Annotated in this window: 18 protein-coding genes and 1 pseudogene; 2 read left to right on the top strand and 17 right to left on the bottom strand. The window is 70.5% G+C overall.

Annotated features, from left to right (window positions below; translation table 11 throughout):
* The 11 genes from OG306_RS34175 to OG306_RS34125 all read right to left on the bottom strand — a co-directional run bounded on the left by OG306_RS34175 (nucleotide 1) and on the right by OG306_RS34125 (nucleotide 14,798).
* Entirely contained in the window at nucleotides 1–1,152 is a 1,152-nt protein-coding gene (locus tag OG306_RS34175; RefSeq protein ID WP_266750094.1) for a sugar phosphate isomerase/epimerase family protein, read from the bottom strand.
* Between the two features lie 49 nt (nucleotides 1,153–1,201).
* Complete coding sequence (locus OG306_RS34170; protein ID WP_266904816.1) at nucleotides 1,202–2,629, bottom strand: nucleotide pyrophosphatase/phosphodiesterase family protein; 1,428 nt, start codon at nucleotides 2,627–2,629, stop codon at nucleotides 1,202–1,204.
* A complete protein-coding gene (gene eboE / locus OG306_RS34165) occupies nucleotides 2,626–3,801 on the bottom strand; it encodes a metabolite traffic protein EboE (protein ID WP_266750091.1) in 1,176 nt (391 codons plus the stop codon). Before eboE ends, OG306_RS34170 begins: the two co-directional genes overlap by 4 nt.
* Before the next feature lie 4 nt (nucleotides 3,802–3,805).
* Nucleotides 3,806–4,654, bottom strand: a complete 849-nt coding sequence (locus tag OG306_RS34160; RefSeq protein ID WP_266904818.1) for a TatD family hydrolase — start codon at nucleotides 4,652–4,654, stop codon at nucleotides 3,806–3,808.
* Nucleotides 4,654–5,322, bottom strand: a complete 669-nt coding sequence (locus OG306_RS34155) for an EboA domain-containing protein (RefSeq protein WP_266750089.1) — start codon at nucleotides 5,320–5,322, stop codon at nucleotides 4,654–4,656. Before OG306_RS34155 ends, OG306_RS34160 begins: the two co-directional genes overlap by 1 nt.
* A gap of 24 nt (nucleotides 5,323–5,346) precedes the next feature.
* Nucleotides 5,347–6,204 (bottom strand): sugar phosphate isomerase/epimerase family protein, encoded by an 858-nt coding sequence (locus tag OG306_RS34150; protein WP_266904822.1) that lies wholly within the window; start codon nucleotides 6,202–6,204, stop codon nucleotides 5,347–5,349.
* Nucleotides 6,201–7,238 carry an SCO3242 family prenyltransferase gene (locus tag OG306_RS34145; RefSeq protein WP_266750086.1) on the bottom strand — a complete coding sequence of 346 codons (1,038 nt, stop codon included), beginning with the start codon at nucleotides 7,236–7,238 and terminating at the stop codon, nucleotides 6,201–6,203. Before OG306_RS34145 ends, OG306_RS34150 begins: the two co-directional genes overlap by 4 nt.
* Complete coding sequence (locus OG306_RS34140; RefSeq protein ID WP_327258523.1) at nucleotides 7,235–8,353, bottom strand: inositol-3-phosphate synthase; 1,119 nt, start codon at nucleotides 8,351–8,353, stop codon at nucleotides 7,235–7,237. Before OG306_RS34140 ends, OG306_RS34145 begins: the two co-directional genes overlap by 4 nt.
* 218 nt (nucleotides 8,354–8,571) lie before the next feature.
* Nucleotides 8,572–12,294 (bottom strand): ThuA domain-containing protein, encoded by a 3,723-nt coding sequence (locus OG306_RS34135; protein ID WP_266904824.1) that lies wholly within the window; start codon nucleotides 12,292–12,294, stop codon nucleotides 8,572–8,574.
* A 335-nt stretch (nucleotides 12,295–12,629) separates the two neighbouring features.
* On the bottom strand, nucleotides 12,630–13,634 hold the full coding sequence (locus OG306_RS34130; protein ID WP_266750081.1) for a sugar phosphate isomerase/epimerase family protein: 1,005 nt from the start codon (nucleotides 13,632–13,634) through the stop codon (nucleotides 12,630–12,632).
* A 12-nt stretch (nucleotides 13,635–13,646) separates the two neighbouring features.
* A complete protein-coding gene (locus OG306_RS34125) occupies nucleotides 13,647–14,798 on the bottom strand; it encodes a Gfo/Idh/MocA family protein (protein ID WP_371666043.1) in 1,152 nt (383 codons plus the stop codon).
* Between OG306_RS34125 and OG306_RS34120 the strand changes: the two genes are divergently transcribed.
* Nucleotides 14,797–14,970, top strand: a complete 174-nt coding sequence (locus OG306_RS34120) for a hypothetical protein (RefSeq protein ID WP_266907810.1) — start codon at nucleotides 14,797–14,799, stop codon at nucleotides 14,968–14,970. The two genes, OG306_RS34125 and OG306_RS34120, sit on opposite strands and share 2 nt — an antisense overlap.
* A 91-nt stretch (nucleotides 14,971–15,061) precedes the next feature.
* On the opposite strand, the gene OG306_RS34115 is transcribed toward OG306_RS34120, so the two are convergent.
* The 6 genes from OG306_RS34115 to OG306_RS34090 all read right to left on the bottom strand — a co-directional run bounded on the left by OG306_RS34115 (nucleotide 15,062) and on the right by OG306_RS34090 (nucleotide 22,099).
* On the bottom strand, nucleotides 15,062–16,099 hold the full coding sequence (locus tag OG306_RS34115) for a substrate-binding domain-containing protein (RefSeq protein WP_266904826.1): 1,038 nt from the start codon (nucleotides 16,097–16,099) through the stop codon (nucleotides 15,062–15,064).
* A gap of 142 nt (nucleotides 16,100–16,241) precedes the next feature.
* On the bottom strand, nucleotides 16,242–17,291 hold the full coding sequence (locus OG306_RS34110) for an ABC transporter permease (protein WP_266750076.1): 1,050 nt from the start codon (nucleotides 17,289–17,291) through the stop codon (nucleotides 16,242–16,244).
* Nucleotides 17,288–18,814: a sugar ABC transporter ATP-binding protein gene (locus tag OG306_RS34105; protein WP_266750074.1), complete on the bottom strand. Its 1,527-nt coding sequence runs from the start codon at nucleotides 18,812–18,814 to the stop codon at nucleotides 17,288–17,290. Before OG306_RS34105 ends, OG306_RS34110 begins: the two co-directional genes overlap by 4 nt.
* A 160-nt stretch (nucleotides 18,815–18,974) precedes the next feature.
* Nucleotides 18,975–20,156, bottom strand: coding sequence for an ROK family transcriptional regulator (locus tag OG306_RS34100; RefSeq protein WP_266750073.1), 1,182 nt, complete (start codon nucleotides 20,154–20,156; stop codon nucleotides 18,975–18,977).
* 251 nt (nucleotides 20,157–20,407) lie between these two features.
* The gene (locus OG306_RS34095; RefSeq protein WP_266904828.1) at nucleotides 20,408–21,085 is read right to left on the bottom strand and encodes a GntR family transcriptional regulator; all 678 of its coding nucleotides are present in this window, start codon (nucleotides 21,083–21,085) and stop codon (nucleotides 20,408–20,410) included.
* A 63-nt stretch (nucleotides 21,086–21,148) separates the two neighbouring features.
* Nucleotides 21,149–22,099: a beta-ketoacyl-ACP synthase III gene (locus tag OG306_RS34090; protein ID WP_266904830.1), complete on the bottom strand. Its 951-nt coding sequence runs from the start codon at nucleotides 22,097–22,099 to the stop codon at nucleotides 21,149–21,151.
* A gap of 255 nt (nucleotides 22,100–22,354) precedes the next feature.
* Between OG306_RS34090 and OG306_RS34085 the strand changes: the two are divergent.
* Nucleotides 22,355–22,892: pseudogene (locus tag OG306_RS34085) on the top strand (molybdopterin oxidoreductase family protein); the annotation flags it as partial.
* Between the last annotated feature and the right edge of the window lie 50 nt (nucleotides 22,893–22,942).

Below are 22,942 nucleotides of genomic sequence, written 5' to 3'. Positions count from 1 at the left end.
CTACTTGCGCAGAGCCGCCAAGTTGTCGTAACCGATCCGCGCATGGTTCAGGGACTGCGCGGGGACGGTCGAGCTCGGTGCGTTGTCCTGCTCGACCATCGGGTTGTGGTAGTTCTTCGCCCCGACGCGGCGGAAGAACGTGCGGTAGTCGATGACCCCGGTGCCGAAGGGGACCATGTCGTAGCCCTGGCCGCTGGTGGTGTTGACGATGCCGTCCTTGGCGTGGAACAGCGGGTAGCGCTTGGTGTTGCAGCCGACCAGTTCCGCCGGGTCGAAGATGTTCTCCTGCTGCGACCCGTCGTGCGCGGTGTAGGTGTGGAACTTGTACTGGGCGACGTGCGCCCAGAAGATGTCCATCTCCAGCCATACGGACTTCGGGTCGGTGACCTGGAGGAAGTACTCCAGCTTGCGGATGCCGGAGCTGCGGGTGGGTCGGCCCTGGGCGTCCAGCGGACCGCCGTCGAGCAGGAAGTCGTAGGCCGCGTCGTGGTTGTGGGTGTACAGCTTGATGCCCGCACTCCGGGCGATGCGTCCCAGCGTGTTCCACTTGTCGGCGGCCACGTCCCAGTCGGCACGGTAGGCGCTGCCGGTGGGGTCGCCACCGGTGCCCATGTGTTCCATGCCGAGGATGTTCGCTATCTCCAGGTGGCGCTTGAACTGGTCCAGGTCGCTCTGGTTCAGCGGCCAGGACGACGGGATGAAGCCGTGGTTGCCCTGGGCGCGCAGACCGTAGTCGTCCAGCCACGAGCGCAGCAGCTTCGCGCCCTCCACCGATTCGAGGTTGCTTCCGCCGGGTGCGTTGGCGTGCTGGCCGTACCCGGCGAACTCGACCTGCTGGTAGCCGTAGCGGGCCAGCTCCCTGAAGACCTCGCGGAAGCCGGAGGGAAGGTCCGTGCTGAGCGGATCCCGGCCCGTGGCGTCGCGCACGGTGTAGAGGATGATTCCTCGCTTGTCCGCCGGGACCAGAGCCTGGCCGACGCCCCGTCCGTTGCTGGAGGCGGTCTGGGCGAAGGCCGGCGACGCGCCGAAGGCAGGTGCGGCGATCGCCGCTGCCGCAGCGGCCGTGCAGGTGCTCAGAAAGCGGCGGCGGTTGACGCCGAGGCTGCGGCGCAGGGCGCCGTCCGTCGCGGATTCGTCGTTGTACACGGTCACGGTCTCTCTCCTTCTCGAAGATGCTCGAAACGCCATGTGCGGACCGGTCTCATGCGAGACCGGCAAGCGTGAGGAGCAAGGACTTCACCTCGGTGGCCCGGACGGGGCCGCTGAACGCGTGGGGGGTGGAGCACAGGATGAGCGGACCTTCTTCGTCGCTCATGGGGAGGCGGCCGTGGCTGCCGCGAATAGGTGACGGGTCCAGCGGTACGACCGCCATGCGGTAGCGCATGCCGAGTTTCTTGCGGGCGACCGCCGTGGCCGCCTTGACCCGGACGTACGGGTCCTGGGGGTCCAGGAAGAGTTCGACGGGGTCGTAGCCGGGTTTGCGGTGGATCTCGACGAGCTGTGCGAAATCGGGCGCGTGGGCGTCGTCGAGCCAGTAGTAGTACGTGAACCAGGCATCGGGGTCCGCGACAGCGACGAGCTCGCCGGAGCGGGGGTGGTCCAGGCCGTTGGCCTTCTTGCCCTCGTCGTCGAGGAGCCGCTCGATGCCCGGGAGGTCCTGGAGTGCTTCGCGGGTCGCTTCGAGGTCCTCGGGGCGGCGTACGTAGACGTGGGCGATCTGGTGGTCGGCGACGGCGAAGGCGCGCGATGCCATCGGGTCGAGGTACTCCATGCCGTCCTGGGTGTGGACCTCGAGGAGGCCGGCCCGGCGCAGGGCCCGGTTGATGTCGACGGGCCGGTCGACACGGGTGATCCCGTATTCGGAGAGGGCGACGACGGTGCGGCCCTCGCGGCGCGCGTCGTCCAGGAGGGGTGCCACGGCCCGGTCGAGATCGGCTGCGGCGCGGTGGGAGCGGGGGTCGTCGGGGCCGTAGCGCTGGAGGTCGTAGTCGAGATGCGGGAGGTAGCACAGGGCCAGGTCGGGGTGTCGGGTGTCGAGGATGTGCCGGGTCGCGTCGATGATCCACTGGGAGGAGACGAGATCGGCGCCGGGGCCCCAGAAGTGGAAGAGGGGGAACGTGCCGAGTTTCCCGGTGAGTTCGTCGTGCAGGGCGGGCGGGCGGGTGTAGCAGTCGGGTTCCTTGCGGCCGTCCGCGTAGTAGACGGGGCGCGGGGTGACGGTGATGTCGGTGTCGGCGCCCATCGCGTACCACCAGCAGATGTTGGCGACGGTGTAGCCGGGGTGGGCGCGGCGGGCGGCGTCCCAGAGTTTGTCTCCGGCGACCAGACCGTTGTGCTGGCGCCAGAGCAGGATGTCGCCGAGTTCCCGGAAGTACCAGCCATTGGCGACGATGCCGTGCTCGGCAGGGGTGGTGCCGGTGAGGAACGTGGACTGGGCGGCGCAGGTGACGGCGGGGAGGACGGTGCCGAGGGGGGCATGGGTGCCGGACTGCCCCAGGGCCTTGAGGTGGGGCATGTGGTCGAGGAGTTGTGGGGTGAGGCCGACGACGTCGAGAACGAGGAGGGGGGTGGGTGCGGTGGGTGCGGTGGCCGTGGTGGTCCGCTCGGTCGGGTGCTCGGCTGCGGTCATGGGAGTTCCTTGAGGCCGAGGTCGACCAGGAGGTCGCGGGCGAGGGTGAGTTCGGCGGCGATGCCGTCGGCGAGCTGGGTGCGGGTGCGCGGGCGCAGCGCGGCCGGTAATGCCTGCCAGGTGTACGTCTCGACCTCCAGGTGCCGGGTGAGGGGCCGGGCGCCGCCGACGAGCCGGGTCAGCGTGGCACGCAGGACGGGAAGGGTGGAGGTGAGGGGTGGTGCCGGGGGTGCGTGCAGGGGGACGTGGAAGTGGGCGCGCCACGGGGCGCCGTCGGGCAGGGCCCGGCCGGTGAGCGCCGCGGCGAGGTCGTCGGTGCCGCGCAGTCCGGCGGCGGTGCTGGTGCGGGTCTGGTGGAGGAAGCGGGGCTCGGCGAAGGCGGCGAGCGCGGCGCGTACCTCGGGGAGGTGGGGGTGTTCGGCGTGCAGTGCGGCGGAGAGCTGGGCCTTGGCGACCGGGATGCCCGCTGCGCGGAGCGCGTCGACGGCGGCGTGGGGGTCCTCGAAGGAGGTTGCCAGGTGGCAGGTGTCGATGCAGATGCCGATGCGCGGGTGTCCGACGGCGGTGAGGGGTGCGATGGCGTCGGCGGTGGTCTCGACGGTGCAGCCCGGCTCGGGTTCGAGGCCGATACGGATGGACTTGCCGGTGAGCTCGGCCAGCGCGTCGAGGCGTTCCGCGAGGGTGGTGAGCGCGGTGTGTGCGAGAGCGGCGGCTTCGGCGTCCGTGTCGAAGGGGGTGCGCCAAGCTATGGGGAGGGTGGAGACGGTTCCTTCGGTGACGTCGTCGGGGAGCAGGCCGGCGAGGAGCCGGGCGAGGTCGGTGGTGTGGGCGAGCCGTTCGGGGTCGGTCCAGTCCGGTTTGTACACCCGGTACTTGACCTCGTCGGCGCCGAAGCCCTCGTACGGGAAGCCGTTGAGGGTGACGACCTCCAGGCCGCGCCGGTCCAGTTCGGCGCGCAGGGACCGCAGTTGGGAGGGATCGTTGATCAGGCTGCGGGCGGCGTCCCTGGCGAGCCAGAGGCCGATGCCGAGCCGGTCGCGGCCCAGGCGCTTGCGGACGGGTTCGCAGTGGTCGCGCAGTTGGGTCCGGACCCCGTCGAGCGTCTCGGCGGGGTGGACGTTGGTGCAGTACGCGAGGTGGACGGTGGAGCCGTCGGGGTGGCGGAAGCGCATCGCCTCACTCCCCTCCGCGCAGGATGGAGTTGCCCTCGTGGAGTGGTTGCGGTGCGGCGGTGTCGAGCTGGAGACGGCCGCTCTGGCCGTAGAAGGCGACGGGGTTGCGCCAGAGCACCTGGTCGACGTCGTCCTCGCCGAATCCGGCGGCGAGCATCGCGTCGCCCACCTTGCGGGTCTTGAGCGGGTCGCTCCTGCCCCAGTCGGCGGCCGAGTTGACCAGGACCTTCCCGGTGCCGTGGCTCTTGAGGATCGCGATCATGCGGTCCTCGTCCATCTTGGTGTCGGGGTAGATGGAGAAGCCGGCCCAGCAGCCGCTGTCAGTGGCGTCCTTTACGGTCGTCTCATTGAGGTGATCGAGCAGGACCAGCTCCGGGGGGAGGTGCGATTCACGGATGACGTCGAGGGTGCGGTGCAGACCGGCGAGCTTGTCGCGGTGCGGGGTGTGGACGAGAGCGGGCAGGCCGTGGTCGGCGGCGAGCTGGAGCTGGGCGGCCAGGGCGGTGTCCTCGGCCGGGGTCATGGAGTCGTAGCCGATCTCGCCGACGGCGACGACGGAGTCCTTGACGAGGTAGCGGGGCAGGGCGTCCAGGACGGGGGTGCAGCGGGGGTCGTTCGCCTCTTTGGGGTTGAGGGCGAGCGTGCAGTGGTGGGCTATGCCGTACTGGGCGGCGCGGAAGGGTTCCCAGCCGAGCAGGGCGTCGAAGTAGTCGAAGAAGCTGGCGGGCGAGGTGCGGGGCTGGCCGAGCCAGAAGGAGGGTTCCACGAGGGCGCGGACGCCCGCGTCGTACATCGCCTGGTAGTCGTCCGTGGTGCGGGAGGTCATATGGATGTGGGGGTCGAAGATGCGCATCAGGACTCCTCCGTGGGGGCCGCGGGGCCAGGGGTGGTGAGGGCGAGGACGCGGGTGAGACCGGCGGGAACGCTGCGGCCCGCGGCGATACGTTCGGCCGCGAAGTCACCGAGCATGCGGGCGAGTTCCGCGTCGCCGCGCGAGCGCCGGGCCAGTTGGTCGACGGTCTCGACGGGGACACCGGTGAAGAGGCATTTGAGAATGGCGTGGCGCCAGTTGTGCGCATCGAGATGGGCGGCCGCGTACGGTCCGACGGCCGCGGCGACGAGCCGGGTGTCATTGGTGCGCAAGGCGTCCTCGACGAGCGGAAGGGCGGTGGGGCCGAGGTCCAGCCGGTGCAGAGTGAGCAGGACGGCGCGCCGTTCGGCGGCGGTGCCCTGCTCGTAGAGCCTGGTGAGGGCAGACAGTGCGGCGCGGGCCTCGATGAGCAGCAGGGCACGTACGGAGTCGGCGTGTTCGAGTCCGCAGTGCCGGCCGGCGGCCGCGTACCGCAGCTCCCACGACGGTACGGCGTACGGGCCGCCGGGCCGCTGTTCGGTGTCTTCGCGGGAGGCGGCGTGTTCGGCCTCGGCGAGGGCCTCGTCGAGCCAGGCGCGTGCGGCTCCGCCGAGCCGGGCTTCGAGTTCCTTGCGGGTCAGCAGCCGGGTGGTCGTCGGGTTCATCGGCATGGCGTCGTCGCTCCCTTCGCGGTTTCAGCGTCCTGACGGGCCGTGCTTGCGGAGGAACTCGATGGAGGTGCGGGCGAGTTCGGGTCCGGCGTGGGAGTGACGGGGCAGCTCGACGACGGTCAGACCGCGGTAGCCGGTGTCCGAGAGGGCGTCGAGCGCTTCGAGTACGGGCGGGAAGTCGATCTCGCCGTCGCCGAACGGGAGGTGTTCGTGGACGCCCCTGCGCATGTCCTCGATCTGGACGTGCCGCAGCCAGGGGGCGGCGTCGCGGACGCAGTCGGCGGGCGGCGCGGGCTCCAGGCATTGGCAGTGGCCGATGTCGAGGGTGAGTCCGAGCGGTGGTGGATCGCCGCTGAGGACGCGCAGGTGGTGGAAGTCGGCGAGATCGGCGAGGAGGTGTCCGGGCTCGGGTTCGATGGCCAGGGGGATGCCGGAGCGGTCGGCGGCGTCCAGGACGGGGTCGAGGGAGTCGACGAGCCGCTGCCAGGCGGTGTCGGGGGTGGTGTCCGGTGGGGTGATGCCGCTGAAGCAGTGCACGGCGTGGGCGCCGAGGTCGGCGGCGATACCGACGGCCCGGACGAGCAGCCGGGTGCGGGCGGCGCGGGCCTCGGGGTCCGGGTCGAGGAGGGACGGGCCGTGCTTGCGGCGGGGGTCGAGGATGTACCGGGCCCCGGTCTCGACGGTGACGCCGAGGCCCAGCTCCTGGAGCCTGGACGCCACCCGGTGGGTGCGGGCGTGGAGGTCCGGCGCGAGGGGGTCGAGGTGCATGTGGTCGAGAGTCAGGCCGACCCCGTCATACCCGAGGTCGGCCAGGAGGCCGAGGGCGTCGTCGAGGCGGAGGTCGGTGAGTCCGTTGGTGCCGTAGCCGAGGCGGATCGTCATGTGGGGCTCACCTTCCGGGCGAGGGCGCGGGCCAGCGGGACGAGCCCCATGACGGCGTACCCGGTTCCGGCTGCTCCGGCGCGGGCGGCCAGGGCGGCCTGGAGCGGGATCATCGCCCGGATGCCACCGCCGACGGCGCGCTGGGTGAGCGGCGGGGACGGGTTGAGGGCGGCGTGGAGGAGGGGCCCGGCGGCGGTACGGAAGTAGCTGCCGGTGAGCGCGGTGAGGAGGAGGCGGGGGGTGGTGGTGGACGCCAGGGTGGCCCGGGGCCGGTGCGAGAGGTGCGCCGTCCGCGTCCGGCCGTGAGGCCCGTGCGGGGGCGTGCCCTCGGACCCTCCCGGTTCCGGGAGCGCGCCCCCGGGCTCACGCAGGGCCGCGGCGCCCAGCGCGGTGACGGCCGCGAGCGCGGCGAGGGGGACGGCGGTGGATCCACCCTGCGCCTCGTGCCGGGAGACGGCGGTGACGGCGTAGGTGTGCGCGCCGAGCAGTCCGGCGGCCGGGAGGGCGCTCCGCATGCCCCCGCGGTTGCCGCCGCGCGCAGCCGCACCAGGAGCCGGGCCCGAGCCCGAACCCGTCGGTCTCTTCGCGGCCCCCGTGGCTGCGGCGCCGAGCAGGAGATCCAGTCCTCGCGCCGCCGCCATCGCCGCCGGTCCCGCCGGGGTGTGTTTGAGACGGAGGTCGTACGCCCAGACCGTCGCCGCCAGCCCCGCGGCGACCGCGAGGGCCGGGCGGCCGGCCCGGGCGGCGAGGCCCAGGCCCGCGGCCGTCAGCGCGCCGGCCGCCGCGAGGGCCGCGCCGGGGGCGATCCGTCCCGAGGGGATCGGCCGGTGCGGGCGGTCGATGGCGTCCTCGTCACGGTCGGCCCAGTCGTTGAGGGCCATCCCCGCCTCGTACAGGCAGAGCGAGGCGCCGACGGCGAGCGCGGTGCCCCGGTCGGGGCGCAGGCCTCTCGTTGCCGCTCCGGCGAGCGCGTCGCCGGGGACGGTGAACAGCGCCGACACCCGCAGCAGTTCCGCCCAGGCCCGTAGCGTCACTTCGCCCCCCGCAGGGTGTCGGCGAAGGCCAGCAGCTCTCCGTACTGCTCGAAGAGTGCGGCCGGGCCGCCGTCCGGGTCCTTGAAGTAGAAGCCGAGCTGGGGCAAGGGGCCGGTCAGTCCCTTCTCGTGGGCGCGGGCGACCAGTCTCGCCAGGTCCAGGACCAGGGGTGCGGCCAGTGCGGAGTCGCACCCCTGCCAGGTGGTCTGGAGCACCATGCGCGCACCGAGGAATCCGTCGAACGCGATGTGGTCCCACGCCGTCTTCCAGTCGCCGAGGGCCGGTACGTCGTCGATGTGGACCTCGCCCTCGGGCGCCGATCCCAGCGTGTCGGCGAGGACGCGTTCCTTGCCGGCGTTCTTGGCCGCGGCCGCGCCCGGGTCGGCCAGCGCCGCTCCGTCCCCGCCGCCCAGCAGGTTGGTACCCGACCAGGCCCGTACGGGCAGGGCGCGTTGCACGAACATCGGGGCGAGTACGGAGCGGAGCAGCGTCTGGCCGGTCTTGCCGTCGCGGCCCGCGTGAGGAAGTCCGCAGCCCGCGGCGGCGTCCTGGAGCGCGGGGGTGCGCAGCCCGGTGGACGGGGTGAAGTTGACGTACGGGCAGCCGGCCCGGAGCGCCGCCGCGGCATAGAGCGAGCTGACGGCCAAACGCGGGTCGCCGGGGGCGGGGGCGGGTTCCGTGGAGGCGACGTTGACCACGACCGTCCTGGTCAGACCGTTGCGGCGCCCGAAGTCGACGAGGTCGGCGGCGAAGGCGGTGATGAGTTCCTCGTCGCTGCGGGTGTCGCCGGGCAGTGGCCCGCCGGGCCGTATCTCCGCGTCGGCGGCGGCGAGTTCGGAGCGCACGGCCCGGGGCAGTCCGTGCGGCAGCACTCCCCCGGCGGCCAGGGCCTCGGCGCGTTTGGGCAGGGGGCAGCCGACGGTGTCGTGTCCGCCGAAGACCAGTGAGGTGAGGGTGGGCAGCCCGCTGTCGGCGAACGGCGTGGTCTCGGTGACCATGCCGGCCGCCGGGTGGAGCCCTGCCGCGACCGCCGCGCACCCCGCCGTGGCGGTGGTGGCGACGGAACCGCGTGCTCCGATGAACCAGACTCCGGTACGAACGGCGGATGCTGACACGGGCTGCCTCCCTGGCTGGGGGTGCTGGCTGGGCAGAGCGAGTGGCGCTGTGCGACGAGCGAACAGGATCGAAGAGGGAATCGGATAGAAGGCGGAACAGGACCGGGAGCGGAACAGGATCGAAGAGGGAAGACGGCCGCCGAGGTGGGACGGCCGGGTGGTGACGGCGGGCGGGGAGGTCTTCCCTTCCCTGCCCGCCGTCGGCCGGGGTGACCGCCCTACGCCGAGGGCAGTTCCTTCAGCTGGATGTTGCGGAAGGACACATGGTCATTGGCACCGTGGTTCTGGATGCCGATGTAGCCGTTCTTCAGGCTCCGTGCCGGATCGGTGTTGGTGAAGTCGTTGATCTTCACTCCGTTGAGGAAGACCTGGAGACGTTCGCCCTGGACCTTGATCTCGTAGCTGTTCCACTGGCCGGGCGGCCGCAGGGCCTGGTCGCGGGCCTTGATGTTCGCCGCCTTGAAGGTGTAGATCGAGCCCGTGGTGCGGTCGGGCGCGTCGGTGGCGTCGATCTGGACCTCGTAGCCGTTGTTCACCGCGGACCAGGGGTCGTCGGACTCCGGGAAGCCGACGAAGACACCGGAGTTGTCGTCGCCCTGCATCTTCCAGTCGAGCTTGAGCGAGTACGCACCGAGCTCCTTGGCCTGGTAGGTGAGCAGACCCATGCCGCCCTCGGAGCGCAGTTCACCGTCGACGATGTCGAACTTTCCGGGGCCGGCCTGCTTCCATCCTTCGAGCGTCTTGCCGTTGAAGATCGACCGGTAGCCGGTGTCGGGCTTGCAGTCGGCCTTCACCTGACCGGCCGCGTACCGCATGCCGCCGAGGAGGAGCCCCCGGAAGGCCGGTTCGGCGTACGACTCCTTGGTGTGGCCGAGGCCGGTGTAGAAGGAGCGGCCGCCCTGGTAGGACTGGCACCAGGTGATCGGGTGGTCGCCCTTCATGGTGCCGCCGGTGTAGGTCGTCTCGTCGAGTGTGGCGAGGACCTTGGCCTGACCGCGCGGGTTGGTGCGGTAGTTGTACCACTCGTCGGTGCGGTTCCACTCGTCGTCGAGGTGGGCGGTGGCCGGGTGCTTGTGGTCCTCGACGCGGACGGTGGCGGGCTGGATGGCGGGGTGCGAGGAGAAGTACGCCCCGACGAGTCCGCCGTAGAACGGCCAGTCGTACTCCGTGTCCGCCGCCGCGTGGACGCCCATGTAGCCGCCGCCGGTGGCCACGTAGTTCTCGAATGCCTTCTGCTGGTCGGCGTTGAGCACGTCACCGGTCGTCGACAGGAAGACGACGGCGTCGTACCGCGCCAGGTTGCCGGTGGTGAACTGGCGGGCCTCCTCCGTCGCGTCGACGGTGATGTCGCTGCCCTTGCCGAGTTCCTTCAGCGCGGCGATGCCCTCGGGAATCGCGTCGTGGCGGAAGCCGGCCGTCTTCGAGAAGACCAGGACCCGCTTGGCGGCCTTGCCGGCGGTGCTGTGGGTGAGCTCGAAGTCGTCGACGTCGTACAGCGCTCCGTCGCCTCCCTTGAAGACGAGGAAGAGCTCGGTGGCCTTCTTGGGGACCTTGCTCAAGTTCACGTCGACGTCCTGGAAGTTCTCCCAGCCGCCGGTCACGGGTACCGGGGTCGAGCCCAGGAGCGTACCGGTCGCCGAGCCTGCCCGTACCTCCAGGAATCCTCCGCTGCCACCGGATGCGATGCGGGCGGTGAGCTTGTTGGAGTCGCCGAGGATGTACGGCTTGAAGGAGATCCAGTCGCCGTTGTCGATGTCGCCGACGGTCTTGCCGCCGTTGGCGGTCGCCTTGTCGTAGACCTTGATCCCGGACGAGGCGCTGAAGTGCTCGGCCTGGCGGTGCCTCGGCTGGAGCTGCGCCTGGTCGTGACCGGACAGGGACGCCTGGCCGCCGCCTCCGCCGTCCGTGTAGGAGGCGTCGATGACCCCGAAGATGTTGGCGTTCGGGTCGTGCCCGCCGTCGACTGCGGTCTTGATCGTGCCGGAGCACCCGTTGACGGTGGTGATCGGGTGGCCGTGGCTGTCGTGGCCGAGAACGAAGCGGACCTCGACCTTCGAGCAGTCGATCGTGCCGTCCTCGGGGTCGGTGACGGTCACCTTGAACGGGACATCGTCACCGAAGGTGAACAGCTGCCCGTCACCGGGGAGTTTGAGTTCCACCTTCGGTGCCGTGTTGCCGACCGTGACATGGACACTCGCGGAGGCGGTCCGGCCGGTCGGGTCCTTGGCGGTGACGGTCGCCGTGTAGGTGCCGTTCTTCTTGTATGTGTACGTGGGGTTGGCGGCGGTCGAGCTGCCGCCGTCGCCGAAGTCCCAGGCGTACGTCAGGGGGTCGCCGTCGGGGTCGACGGTGCCCTCCGAGGAGAAGCCCACCTTGAGCGGCGCCGTGCCCGAGGTCTTGTTGGACGACGCGACCGCGTTGGGTGAGCGGCCGCCGGTGGCGTTCTCGATGCGGTAGAGCCCGGAGTTCTCGTCGCCGCCGAACCAGCTGGTGCCGTAGTCGAGGACGTACAGCGCCCCGTCGGGTCCGAAGGCCATGTCCATCACCTGGGTCCCGGTCCACGGAACGGGGTTGATGGACTGGACGGTGCCGTCGGCGTCGTGCTTGATGGCCTTGATCCAGCGTCGGCCGAACTCTCCGGCGAAGAACTGCCCGTCGTAGGCCTCGGGGAACTTCACCGGCGAGTCGAGGTCGGCGTCGTAGTGGTAGACGGGGCCGCCCATCGGCGACTCGGAGCCGGTGCCGAACTCGGGCACGGATCCGCCGTCGTAGGGAATCCAGGCGGGCTGGGCGGGCGGCAGGTCCACGAGGCCGGTGTTGTGCGGCGAGGTGTTCTTAGGAGCGTTGCAGTCGAAGGATGCGCCGGACGTCTTCGTCGCGAAGTCGTAGTCGACGTACGCGTCGTTGGCTCCGGTGCAGAACGGCCAGCCGAAGTTGCCCGCCTCGGTCACCCGGTCGAACTCGACCTGTCCGGCCGGTCCTCGCTTGGGATCGGCCGCACCCGCGTCGGGCCCGTAGTCGCCGACGTAGAGGATGCCCGTGGCCTTGTCGACGGAGAAGCGGAACGGGTTGCGAAGGCCCATCGCGTAGATCTCGGGACGGGTCTTGTCCGTACCCGGCGCGAAGAGGTTCCCGTCAGGGATGGTGTACGAGCCGTCTTCGGCGACCTTGATGCGGAGAATCTTGCCGCGCAAATCGTTGGTGTTGCCGGCGCTGCGCCTGGCGTCGAACGCCGGGTTGCGGTCGGGGCGCTCGTCGATCGGCGCGTAGCCGTCGGAGGCGAACGGGTTGGAGTCGTCGCCGGTCGACAGATACAGGTTGCCCTGCGCGTCGAAGTCGATGTCGCCGCCGACATGACAGCAGATACCGCGCGAGGTCGGGATGTCGAGGATCTTCTTCTCGCTGGCGTTGTCGAGGGTGCCGTCGGCGTTCAGGACGAAGCGCGAGAGACGGTTCACCCCGTCGAACTTGGCGAAGTCGGCGGCCGTGCCGTTCTCCGGCGCGTCTCCGCCGGGGGTGTCCAGCGGGGGCGCGTAGTAGAGGTAGATGGCCCGGTTCTCGCTGAAGTCGGGGTCGATGGCGACGCCCTGGAGGCCCTCTTCGTCGTGCGAGTACACGGGGACGGACCCCACGACCCGGGTGTTTCCACCGCTGTCGGTGAGACGCAGCTCGCCGGTGCGCGAGGTGTGCAGCACGCTGCGGTCGGGGAGGACGGCGAGGGTCATGGGCTCGCCGGTCTCGGCCGCGCCCTTGGCGAGCGTGACCTGCTGGAATTCCTCGGCCGCGGCGTCGGCGGCGGCCGGCGACGCCGGTCCTTCCACGGCCGCCCCGGGCGAGGCGCCGAGGGTGAGGGTGGCCGCGGTGAGCAGGCCGCCGGTGAGCAGGGCGAGGGATGTACGGACGCGGAGCCGGGTTCTGCTCCTGTATCTGGTGATGTGCACGAGTGTCCTCCGGAGAGTGCCGGTGGTACGGGCGGGTGCTGCCGTGCCGTTCCGCGCGGGGACTGCCGCGCAGGTCGTTCGGGGCCTGTGGGGCGCCCGCGACCCGAGTTATGTCATGTACGCGTTGTGGACGGTAGACCTGTTCGTCCCGGACGGAAAGCCCTTACGCAGCAGTCATGTTGAACTTTTTCCCGGGTCAGGACAAAGCGGGGCGAGGGCAGGGGCGAGCGCGGGATGGCGGCGGACTCCCGTCCCCCATCCCGCTCGGCCCGCCCCTTCCCGGCCCGGTGGCCCTGACATCGGGGCCCCTCGGGCAACACCCCGGGAAGGACCCGTCAGTCGCCACCCCCGAAGGCCGAGTCGAACGATGCCGACGGCGGTTCGAAGTCGTACCGCTTCAGCGTGGAAAGCGCTTCCGGCGCACCTGCCAGCCGGTCCATCCCCGCGTCCTCCCACTCGACGGAGACCGGCCCCTCGTAGCCGATGGACCGGAGCATCCGGAAGACGTCCTCCCACGGCACGTCACCGTGCCCGGCGGAGACGAAGTCCCAGCCGCGCCGCGGGTCGCCCCACGGCAGATGGGAGCCGAGGCGGCCGTTGCGGCCGTCCAGGCGCTTGCGCGCCTCCTTGCAGTCCACGTGGTAGATGCGGTCCCGGAAGTCGTACAGGAAACTGACCGGGTCGAGGTCCTGCCAGACGAAGTGGCTGGGGTCGAAGTTCAGCCCGAACGCGGCCCGGTGGCCGACTGCCTCCAGCGCGCGGTGTGTGGTCCAGTAGTCGTACGCGATCTCGCCGGGGTGCACCTCATGGGCGAACCGCACGCCCTCCGCGTCGAAGACATCCAGGATCGGGTTCCAGCGCTCGGCGAAGTCCTCGTACCCCCGCTCGATCATGTGCGGCGGGACGGGCGGGAACATCGCGACGAGGTGCCAGATCGAGGAGCCGGTGAAGCCGATGACCGTACGCACTCCGAAGGCGGCGGCCGCGCGGGCGGTGTTCTTGATCTCCTCGGCGGCACGCCGGCGTACCCCTTCGGGCTCACCGTCGCCCCAGATCCGCGCCGGGAGAATCCCCTGGTGCCGTTCGTCGATCGGGCTGTCGCAGACGGCCTGGCCGACGAGGTGATTGGAGATCGCCCAGCACTTCAGCCCGTACTTGTCGAGCAGTTGCCGTCGGCCGTCCAGGTAGCCGGGGTCCGTCAGGGCCTTGTCGACCTCGAAGTGATCGCCCCAGCAGGCGAGTTCGAGCCCGTCGTAGCCGAAGTCCCGGGCATGCCGGCAGACCTCCTCCAGGGGCAGGTCGGCCCACTGGCCGGTGAAGAGTGTGAAGGGACGGGGCATGAGCGGGACCTCCTAGAGAGCCACGGGGGTATGTACGGAGTTCTTCTCGGCGCTCTCCTCGACCGCCGCGAGCACCCGCTGCACCTGCAGCCCGTCGGCGAACGACGGTGCGGGGACGGTCCCTTCGGCGATCGTGCGCACCACATCACGGGCCTGATGCGTGAAGGTGTGCTCGTAGCCGAGGGCGTGGCCGGGCGGCCACCACGCCTCCAGGTAGGGATGCTGGGGCTCGGTGACGAGGATGCGCCGGAACCCTGCCGTGGCGGCGGGTTCGGTGTGGTCGTGGAAGGACAGCTCGTTGAGCCGTTCCAGATCGAAGGCGAGCGAACCGAGCTGTCCGTTGATCTCCAGCCGCAGCGCGTTCTTCCGGCCGGCCGCCATCCGGGTCGCCTCGAACGAGGCCAGCGCCCCGGAGGCGAGCCGGCCGGTGAACAGGGCCGCGTCGTCGACGGTCACCGCCCCGCGCGCCGCCGGGTCCGCGGCGCCGGAGAGCCCGGCGGACGGACCGGCCGGCAGCGGCCGTTCACGTACGAACGTCTCACGGACCGCCGACACCCCGACCAGCTTCTCCCCCGCCAGAAACTGGGCCAGGTCGACGATGTGCGCCCCCAGATCGCCCAGCGCTCCCGAGCCGGCGTGTTCCCGCTTCAGCCGCCAGGTGAGCGGCGATTCGGGATCGACGAGCCAGTCCTGGAGGTAGGTGGCACGGACATGCCGCAGGGCACCGATCCGGCCCTCGGCGATCAGCTGCCGGGCGTACGTGATCGCGGGCACCTTGCGGTAGTTGAAGCCCACCAGCGCGACCTGACCGCGGGCCGCGGCGCGCTCCGCGGCCTCGGTCATCGCCTCCGCCTCGGCGACCGTGTTGGCGAGCGGCTTCTCGCACAGCACGTGCTTGCCGGCCTCCAGGGCGGCGATGGCGATCTCGGCGTGACTGTCGCCGGGGGTGCAGATGTCGACGAGCTGCACATCGTCCCGGGCGATGAGGGCCCGCCAGTCGGTCTCCGCCGCCGCCCAGCCGTGGCGGGCCGCCGCCGCGTCGACAGCCGTCCGGTCACGTCCGCAGATCGCGGCGAGAGCCGGTCGCATCGGCAGCTCGAAGACGTGCCCCGCGGTACGCCACCCCTGCGAGTGGGCGGCGCCCATGAACGCGTATCCGACCATGCCGACTCCGAGCGTCGGCGTGCTCGCCACCGGCGGATGCGGCGGCGCGCTCGCCACCGGCGGATGCGCGGGCGCACTCGTCGTCGGCCGTTGCGTGGGCGCGCCCGTCGTCGGCCGTTGCGTGGGCGCGCTCGCCACCGGCCGTTGCGTCGGCGAACCTGCGGCCTCCTGATCCGTCTCTTCCCTACGGGCCATCCGGGCTTCCTCCTCGTCGGTCGTTCGATGGGTGCGGCAGGAGGGTCAGCACCCTCCTGCGGGGCGGCTCAGCTGAAGCCCGTCGGCAGGTACTGGTCGATGTTCTCCTTGGTGACCACGGCCGAGTAGAGAGTGAGATTGGTCGGGATCTCCATTTCGGCCAGGCCGCCGACACCCTTGCCCTGGGCGAGGGCACGGGCCAGGTCGATGGCGGACGCCGCCATCGTCGGCGGGTAGAGAACGGTCGCCTTCAGCACGCTGTCGTCGGCCTTGATGGCGTCCATCGCGGACTTGGCCCCGGCGCCGCCGACCATCAGGAACTCGTCGCGGCCCGCCTGCTGGATGGCGCGCAGCGCGCCCACACCCTGATCGTCGTCGTGGTTCCACAGAGCGTCGAACTTCTTCTGTGCCTGGAGGAGTTGGGCCATCTTTGCCTGACCCGACTCGACGGTGAAGTCGGCGGCCTGACGGGCCACCAGTTTGATGTTGGGGTAGTTCTTCAACGCGTCGGCGAAGCCCTGACTTCGCTGCTTGGTGAGCTCCAGGTTGTCGATGCCGGCCAGCTCGACGACCTTGGCTCCCGCCTTGTCCTTGAGTTGCTCGCCGATGTACGTACCGGCGTTGAGGCCCATGCCGTAGTTGTCGCCGCCGACCCAGCAGCGGTAGGCCTGCGGGGAGGCGAAGATCCGGTCCAGGTTGATGACGGGGATGCCCGCCCGCATGGCCTCCAGGCCCACCTGGGTGAGCGCCTTGCCGTCGGCGGGGAGGATGACGAGGACGTCGACCTTCTTGTTGATGAGGGTCTTGACCTGGCCGATCTGGGCGGCGGTGTCGTTGGAGCCCTCGGTGCTCTCCAGCGTCACCTCGGAATACTTCGCCGCCCGCGACTTGGCGTTCTCGTTGATGGCGTTGAGCCAGCCGTGGTCGGCCTGCGGACCCGCGAAGCCGATGGTGACGGGCTTGCCGGGCTTGTCGTCGGCGGCGGGCTGATTGCTCTGCGCGGTCTCCGTCTTCTTGGGCTCGTTGCTGGTGCAGGCGGTGAGGACGGCGCCTGCGGAGACGGCTGCGGTGCCGAAGAGCAGTCGTCTGCGGCTGGTTTCTGGCATGGCTGTCAAACCCTTCATCCGGTGCGTGATTCGTCATGTCGGTGCGTGACATGTCACATGTGACGAACGGAGCGGTGGGCGGTACGGAGAAGCAGGGGGATGGGAAGAAGCAGGGGCAGTGCGGAGAACCGGGGCGGTGGGCTCAGGTCTCCCCGTGCGCCGATGCGCGGCGCTGGACCAGGACGGCGGCGACGATGATCGCGCCCTTGGCGATCTGCTGGACGTCGCTCTGCAGGTTGTTGAGCGCGAAGATGTTGGTGATGGTGGTGAAGACGAGGACGCCGAGTACGGAGCCGACGATGGTGCCGCGTCCGCCGCTGAGCAGGGTGCCGCCGATGATCGCGGCGGCGATGGCATCGAGCTCGTAGAGATTGCCGTTGGTGTTCTGTCCCGAACCGGACAGGACGATCAGCATGAAGGCCGCGATACCGCAGCACAGCCCGGAGAGCAGATAGAGGTAGAGCCGCTGCCGTCGTACGTCGATGCCTGCCAGCCTGGCCGCTTCCGCGTTGCCGCCGACCGCGACCGTTCGTCGCCCGAAGGTCGTGCGGTTCAGCACCAGCCAGCCGATGACGGTCACCGCGGCGAACATCATGACCAGGGGCGGGATGCCGAGGACGTACGAGTTCGGCAGGCCCAGGTCGAGGACCGACTTGACGGTGACAATCTGGGTCTTGCCGTCCGTGATCTGGAGGGCGAGCCCGCGGGCCGAGGCGAGCATGGCCAGCGTCGCGATGAACGGCACCATCCGCCCGTAGGCGATGAGCACACCGTTCACCAGCCCGGCGCCGAGTCCGACGATCACGGCGGTGAACAGAATCCCCGCGAAGCCGTACTCCTGAGTGGCGAGTGTGGTCGCCCAGACGGAGGCGAGCGCAACCATCGCACCGACCGACAGGTCGATCCCCCCGCTGGTGATGACGAAGGTCATCCCGACGGTGACGACTCCGATGACGGAGGACTGGGTCAGGATCAGCTGAAGGTTCCCGGTGTCCAGGAACGCGTCGGGTTCGGTGAATCCGCCGACGACGATCAGTGCGGCGAGGACGCCGAGCAGCGAGAGGTTACGCACGTCCAGGCGCAGGCCGAAGGTGCGCGAAGGTCCGTCCTGCTTCCTGGGTCCGGCGGCCGGGGCGGGGACGGCCCCCTTGTCCGGCCCGCCCTGCTGCGCCGAGGAGACGGGCTGCGTCATGACGTCGGGCTCCCTTCCATCACTAGGTCGAGTACGCGGTGTTCGTCGAGCTCCCGGGCGTCCGCCGTGTGCACGACGCGGCCCTCGCGGAGCACCAGCACCCGGTCGGCGAGGCCGAGCACTTCGGGCACCTCGCTGGAGACGAGCAGGACGGCGAGGCCTTCGTCGGCCAGCCGGCGGATCACGGCGTAGAGCTCGGCGCGGGCGCCGACGTCGACACCGCGGGTCGGTTCGTCGAGCAGCAGAACCCGGCAGCCGCGCAGCAGCCAGCGGGCCAGGACGGCCTTCTGCTGGTTGCCGCCGGACAGTGTGCGGACCGGGGTGTCCGGGTTGTCGGGGCGCAGGGAGAGCTCGCGGGTGGCGGTGCGGGCGGCCCGGCGTTCGGCTCCGCGGTCGAGCCAGCCGGCCCGGGAGAAGCGGGACATCGAGGAGACGGAGACGTTACGGGTGACGGTTTCGAGCATCAGCAGGGCCTGCGCCTTGCGCTCCTCGGGGGCGAGCCCGATCCCGGCGGCGACGGCGGCACGGACGCTGCCGGGCCGCAACTGCTTCCCTGCCACGGTGACGCGTCCGGCGCTCGGCCTGCGGGCACCGTAGAGGGTCTCCAGGATCTCGGAGCGTCCCGACCCGACGAGTCCGGCCAGACCGACGATCTCGCCGGGCCGGAGCTCCAGGTCCACCGGGGCGAATTCGCCCTTCCTGGTCAGCCCTTCGACCTTCAGTACCGGTTCTTCGACGGCCGCCCCCACGCGGTCCGTGATGCGCGGCGGGAAGACGTGTTCGACGTTGCGGCCGGTCATCATGGCAACGACGTCGCGTGTCGGTGTGGACTTGGCGGGCAGCCCCACGGCGACGGCGCGACCGTCCTTGAGCACGGTCACCCGGTCGCCGATGCGGCGGATCTCCTCCAGGCGGTGCGAGATGTAGACGACGGCGACCCCGTCGGCGGTGAGAGCGGCGACGATACGGAAGAGGTTGTCGACCTCGTCGGGGTCGAGCGCGGCGGACGGCTCGTCCATCACGATGAGCCGTACGTCGTGGGAGAGTGCCCGCGCCATGGAGACGATCTGCTGCTGTGCGGCGGACAGTTCTCCGACCGCCCGGGCCGGGTCGATCTCGGGGTGGCCGAGACGCTTCAGCAGCGCGGCGGCCGCCGCACGGCCCTCGCGGGTGCGGACGATGAAGCGGGCGGTGGTGGGTTCATGGCCGAGGAAGACGTTCTCGGCGACCGACAGGCCCTCGACCAAGTCGAGTTCCTGGTAGATGGTGGCGATGCCGAGCCGCATCGCGGCGATGGGTGACTTGAGCGCGGCCCGTTTGCCGCGCCAGGTGATCTCGCCGCCGTCGGGCTGGTGGGCCCCGGCGAGCACCTTGATGAGGGTGGACTTGCCGGCGCCGTTCTGTCCGAGGAGACAGTGGACTTCGCCGGCCTGTACCTCCAGGTCTACGCCGTCGAGGGCGCGCACTCCGGGGAACGACTTGGTGATGCCGGACATGGTGAGCAAGGGCGGTTCTGGTGCCATGACAAATCCCCTCGGCGAATGGGGTCTCCTCTGCTCGAGCGCAGCTGAGAACTGAGGGAGGGCCGGTGAGCGGGCAGGGCGCAGTGCTGTCCCGGGGGTCGCCCCCCGGCCCCCGGCCAAAAGAGGCGGGAGCGGTTCGGTGGTACGTACCGGCCGAGGATCAGGCCGGTGAGAACAGGTGGTCGCTGATGAGCCGGGCCGCGCCGATCACTCCGGCGGCGGGTCCCAACTCGCCGAGCACGATGGGGAGATTGCCGGTGGCCAGCGGCAGCGACTGCCGGTAGACCTGGGTCCGGACGCTGGCGAGGAGTGTGTGTCCGAGGCCGGTCACGCCGCCGCCGATCACCACCAGTCCGGGATTGAAGAAGCTGACGAGTCCGGCGATGACCTGGCCCACCCGGTTGCCGCCTTCGCGGATCAGGTCGAGCGAGGTGGCATCGCCGGCGGCCGCGGCGGCGGCCACGTCGGCGGCGGTGAGTCCGCCGGCCGCCTCCAGTCGGCCCGCGAGCTCCGGCGACTGCCCGGCACGCGCCGCGTCCTCGGCGTCGCGGGCGAGCGCGGCACCGCTGAAGTGGGCTTCCAGACAACCCCGGTTGCCGCAGGCGCAGGGTCGTCCTTCGTGTTCGACCTGGATGTGGCCGATGTCTCCGGCGCTGCCCGTCGTACCGCGATGGACCTCGCCGCCGACGACGATGCCGCAGCCGATACCCGTACCGATCTTGACGCAGAGGAAGTCGCCCACGGAGCGTGCGACGCCCGCGTGCTGCTCCCCCATCGCCATCAGGTTCACATCGTTGTCGACCATGACGGGGCAGCCCAGTTCCTGGCTGAGCGCCTCGCGGACCGGGAAGCCGTCCCAGCCGGGCATGATCGGCGGTGCGACCGGCACGCCTTCGGGGAAGCGGACCGGTCCGGGTACGCCGATGCCCGCGCCGTCGAAGCCTTCGGCTAGGCCGGAGGCCCGGAGCTTGGCCGCCATGGCCAGCACCTGCTCGAAGACGGCGACCGGCCCTTCGCGTACGTCCATGGGGTGGTTGAGGTGGCCCAGGACCTCCAACTCGGCGTTGGTGACGGCCACATCGACGGATGTGGCACCGATGTCGACGCCGAGGAAGCGCAGTTGCGGGGCGAGCCGGATGTTGTGCGAGCGACGCCCTCCGCGGGATGCGGCGAGTCCATCGGCCACGACAAGTCCGGTCTCCAGCAGTCTGTCGACCTCGACGGCGAGCTTGGAGCGGGAGAGATCGACCTGATCCCCCAGCTGTGCCCGTGAGTTGGGCCCGCCGTCGCGCAACAGCCGGAGCAGTCGCGCCTGATGCGCATTCGCAGGTCGTGCCGTCATACGTCTCACGCGCCCCTCCCCGCCACATCGGCCTGTCCGTCGGGCTTTCGAGGGGAACGTAGCAGCGGTTGCCGGGAGTGGGAAGAAGTTGCGCAGGAATCCGCTACAACTTTCTCCACATCGAGGACAAAGCCGCTCGGTCGACGGCGGCCACGAACCCACGAACCCGCGGACCCGCAGACCCGCGGAAGGGCCGGGGCTCACGCCCCGGCCCTTCCGTTACGGCCCCGTGCGACCCGCCCGGCCACGCGCTACTCCTCGGCGCGCTGGTGGTACGTCCTGCGCGTGTGTTCCGTGTGCGCCCGCATGATCTCCGTGGCCCGCTGTTCGTCGCGCGAGGCGATCGCCGCTATGAGCGAGCGGTGCTCGATCCAGGACTGGGTGCCGCGTTGGCGGGCCACCGGGGTGTAGTACCAGCGGACCCGGCGGTCCACCTGCCCGGCCAGCTCGGAGAGGACGACATTGCCCGCCAGCTCCATGACCTTGGCATGGAAGGCCGTGTTCGTGGCGACCGCCAGATCCACGTCGTCGTCGGCGACCGCCTGCTCGCCCTTGGCGCAGAGCTCCCCCAGGGCGGCGATGCCCGCGGCGTCGGAGTTGGCCGCGGCGAGGCGGGCGGCCTCGGCCTCCAGCAGGGTGCGGACCGAGAGCAGCTGATCCGCCTCGTCCTCCGTGGGCTCATGCACGAACGCACCCTGGGCGGGCCGGAGATCGACCCAGCCCTCGGTGTTCAGCCGCTGCAGCGCCTCCCGCACCGGCTGCCTGGACACCCCGAGATGGCCGGCCAGTTCGCTCTCGACCAGGTGCTGGCCGGGACGGAGCACACGCGTCGTTATGAGTTCGAGCAGCGCCTCGTACACGCGCTCGCGCAGCGGACCGGGCCGTTCCAGCTTCGGCACAGCCCCTGGCGGCAGTCCTGCGGACAACATCGCGGCCCCCTCCGGGCGACGAGCAATTGCTTATTGTCTACAGTCTACGGAGCACAACGCCGCTCAGGGGCAGCGGATCACCTGGCCCGCGTACGAGAGATTTCCGCCGAAGCCGAAAAGCAGCACCGGCGCGCCGCTGTGCACCTCGCCGCGTTCCACCAGCTTGGACAGGGCCATCGGGATGGACGCCGCGGACGTATTGCCGGAATCCACGACATCCCGGGCGATGACCGCGTTGACCGCGCCGATCTTCCTGGCGACGGGTTCGATGATCCGCAGATTGGCCTGATGCAGCACGACCGCGGCCAGATCCTCGGGGGCCACACCTGCCTTTTCGCACACCTTGCGGGCGATGGGCGGCAGCTGCGTGGTGGCCCAGCGGTATACGGACTGCCCTTCCTGCGCGAAGCGCGGGGGCGTCCCCTCGATCCGCACCGCGTTGCCCATCTCCGGCACCGAACCCCACAGGACGGGGCCGATCCCGGGACCGTCCCCGCCGCCCGGGTCCGCGACGACGACCGCCGCGCCGGCTCCGTCACCGAGCAGGACGCAGGTGCTGCGGTCGGTCCAGTCCGCGATGTCGGCCATCTTGTCGGCGCCGATGACGAGGACGCGCTCGGCCGCGCCCGCCCGGACCGCGTGGTCGGCGGCGGCGAGGGCGTGGGTGAATCCGGAGCAGACCACGTTGATGTCCATGACCGCGGGCGAGCCCATGCCTAGCCGGGCGGCGACCCGCGCCGACATGCTCGGCGAGCGGTCGATCGCGGTGGAGGTGGCGACCAGCACCAGATCGACCTCGGCGGGCCGCAGCCCCGCCGCGGCGAGCGCCTTGCCCCCCGCGTGCGCGGCCATCTCGTCCACCGGCTCGTCAGGGCCTCCGACGTGGCGGGTCTTGATGCCTACGCGGCTGGTGATCCACTCGTCGCTGGTGTCGACCATGGCCGCCAGATCGTCGTTGGTGAGCACCTTGGCGGGCTGATAGTGGCCGAGCGCCACGACACGTGAGCCGGTCATGTACAGGATCCCCTCGCTACGTACGGCAGGAACCATCCAGTCTTGGTCGCTACTGCCCGGTACGGGGGCACGTGTTCCCACAGGAATAGGACCCGGTCGTTGGAGGCTTGACGACAGCCCTGACCCTTCGAAAGGCATACTGTAGACAATATTCTGTCGACGTGACGTTCCATCGTCTCCTGTTCTTCCGCTGGGCGCGCTCAGATCGCTCTGCCCGCTCCTCGGACCGCCCCCTGCCACGCCCCCGGCGTCAACGTCGGCACCGACAACGTCCGCACGCTGGTCAACCTGTCGATGCTCACCGGGCATGTCGGACGGTACGGCTCCGGGATGCAGCCGCTGCGCGGCGAGAACAATGTGCAGGGCGGCGGCGACATGGGCGCCGTTCCCAACCGGCTGCCCGGCTTCCAGGACATCCTCGACCCGGTCCGGCGGAAGTTCGTAGCGGAGCTGGGACACCGTCATCCAGCCCCGCTACGGCAAGACGCTCACCGAGATGTTCGAGTCGATGGAGAGCGGTGAGGTGCGGGCCGTGTACTGCATCGGGGAGAACCCGGCGCAGTCCGCGGCCGACAGCGAGCAGGCCGTCCGGCGGCTCACGGCGCTGGACCATCTGGTGGCGCAGGACATCTTCCTCACCCGGACCGCCGAGCCGGCGGATGTCGTCCTGCCCGCGACGGACGCCTGGGCCGGGACCGACGGCACGACGACCAACAGCGAACGGCGGGTGCAGCGCGTCCGGGCCGCGCTGATTCCGCCGGGTCAGGCCCGTGAGGACATCGACATCCTCTGCGCGTACTGCGGAGTCGGCTGCAATGTCACACTCCATGTGCAGAACAATGA

This window comes from Streptomyces sp. NBC_01241 (genome assembly GCF_041435435.1).
In the GTDB taxonomy this organism is placed as follows: domain Bacteria; phylum Actinomycetota; class Actinomycetes; order Streptomycetales; family Streptomycetaceae; genus Streptomyces.
Note: the sequence above shows the minus strand (reverse complement) of the source record. Positions and strands in the feature narration are given on the sequence as shown.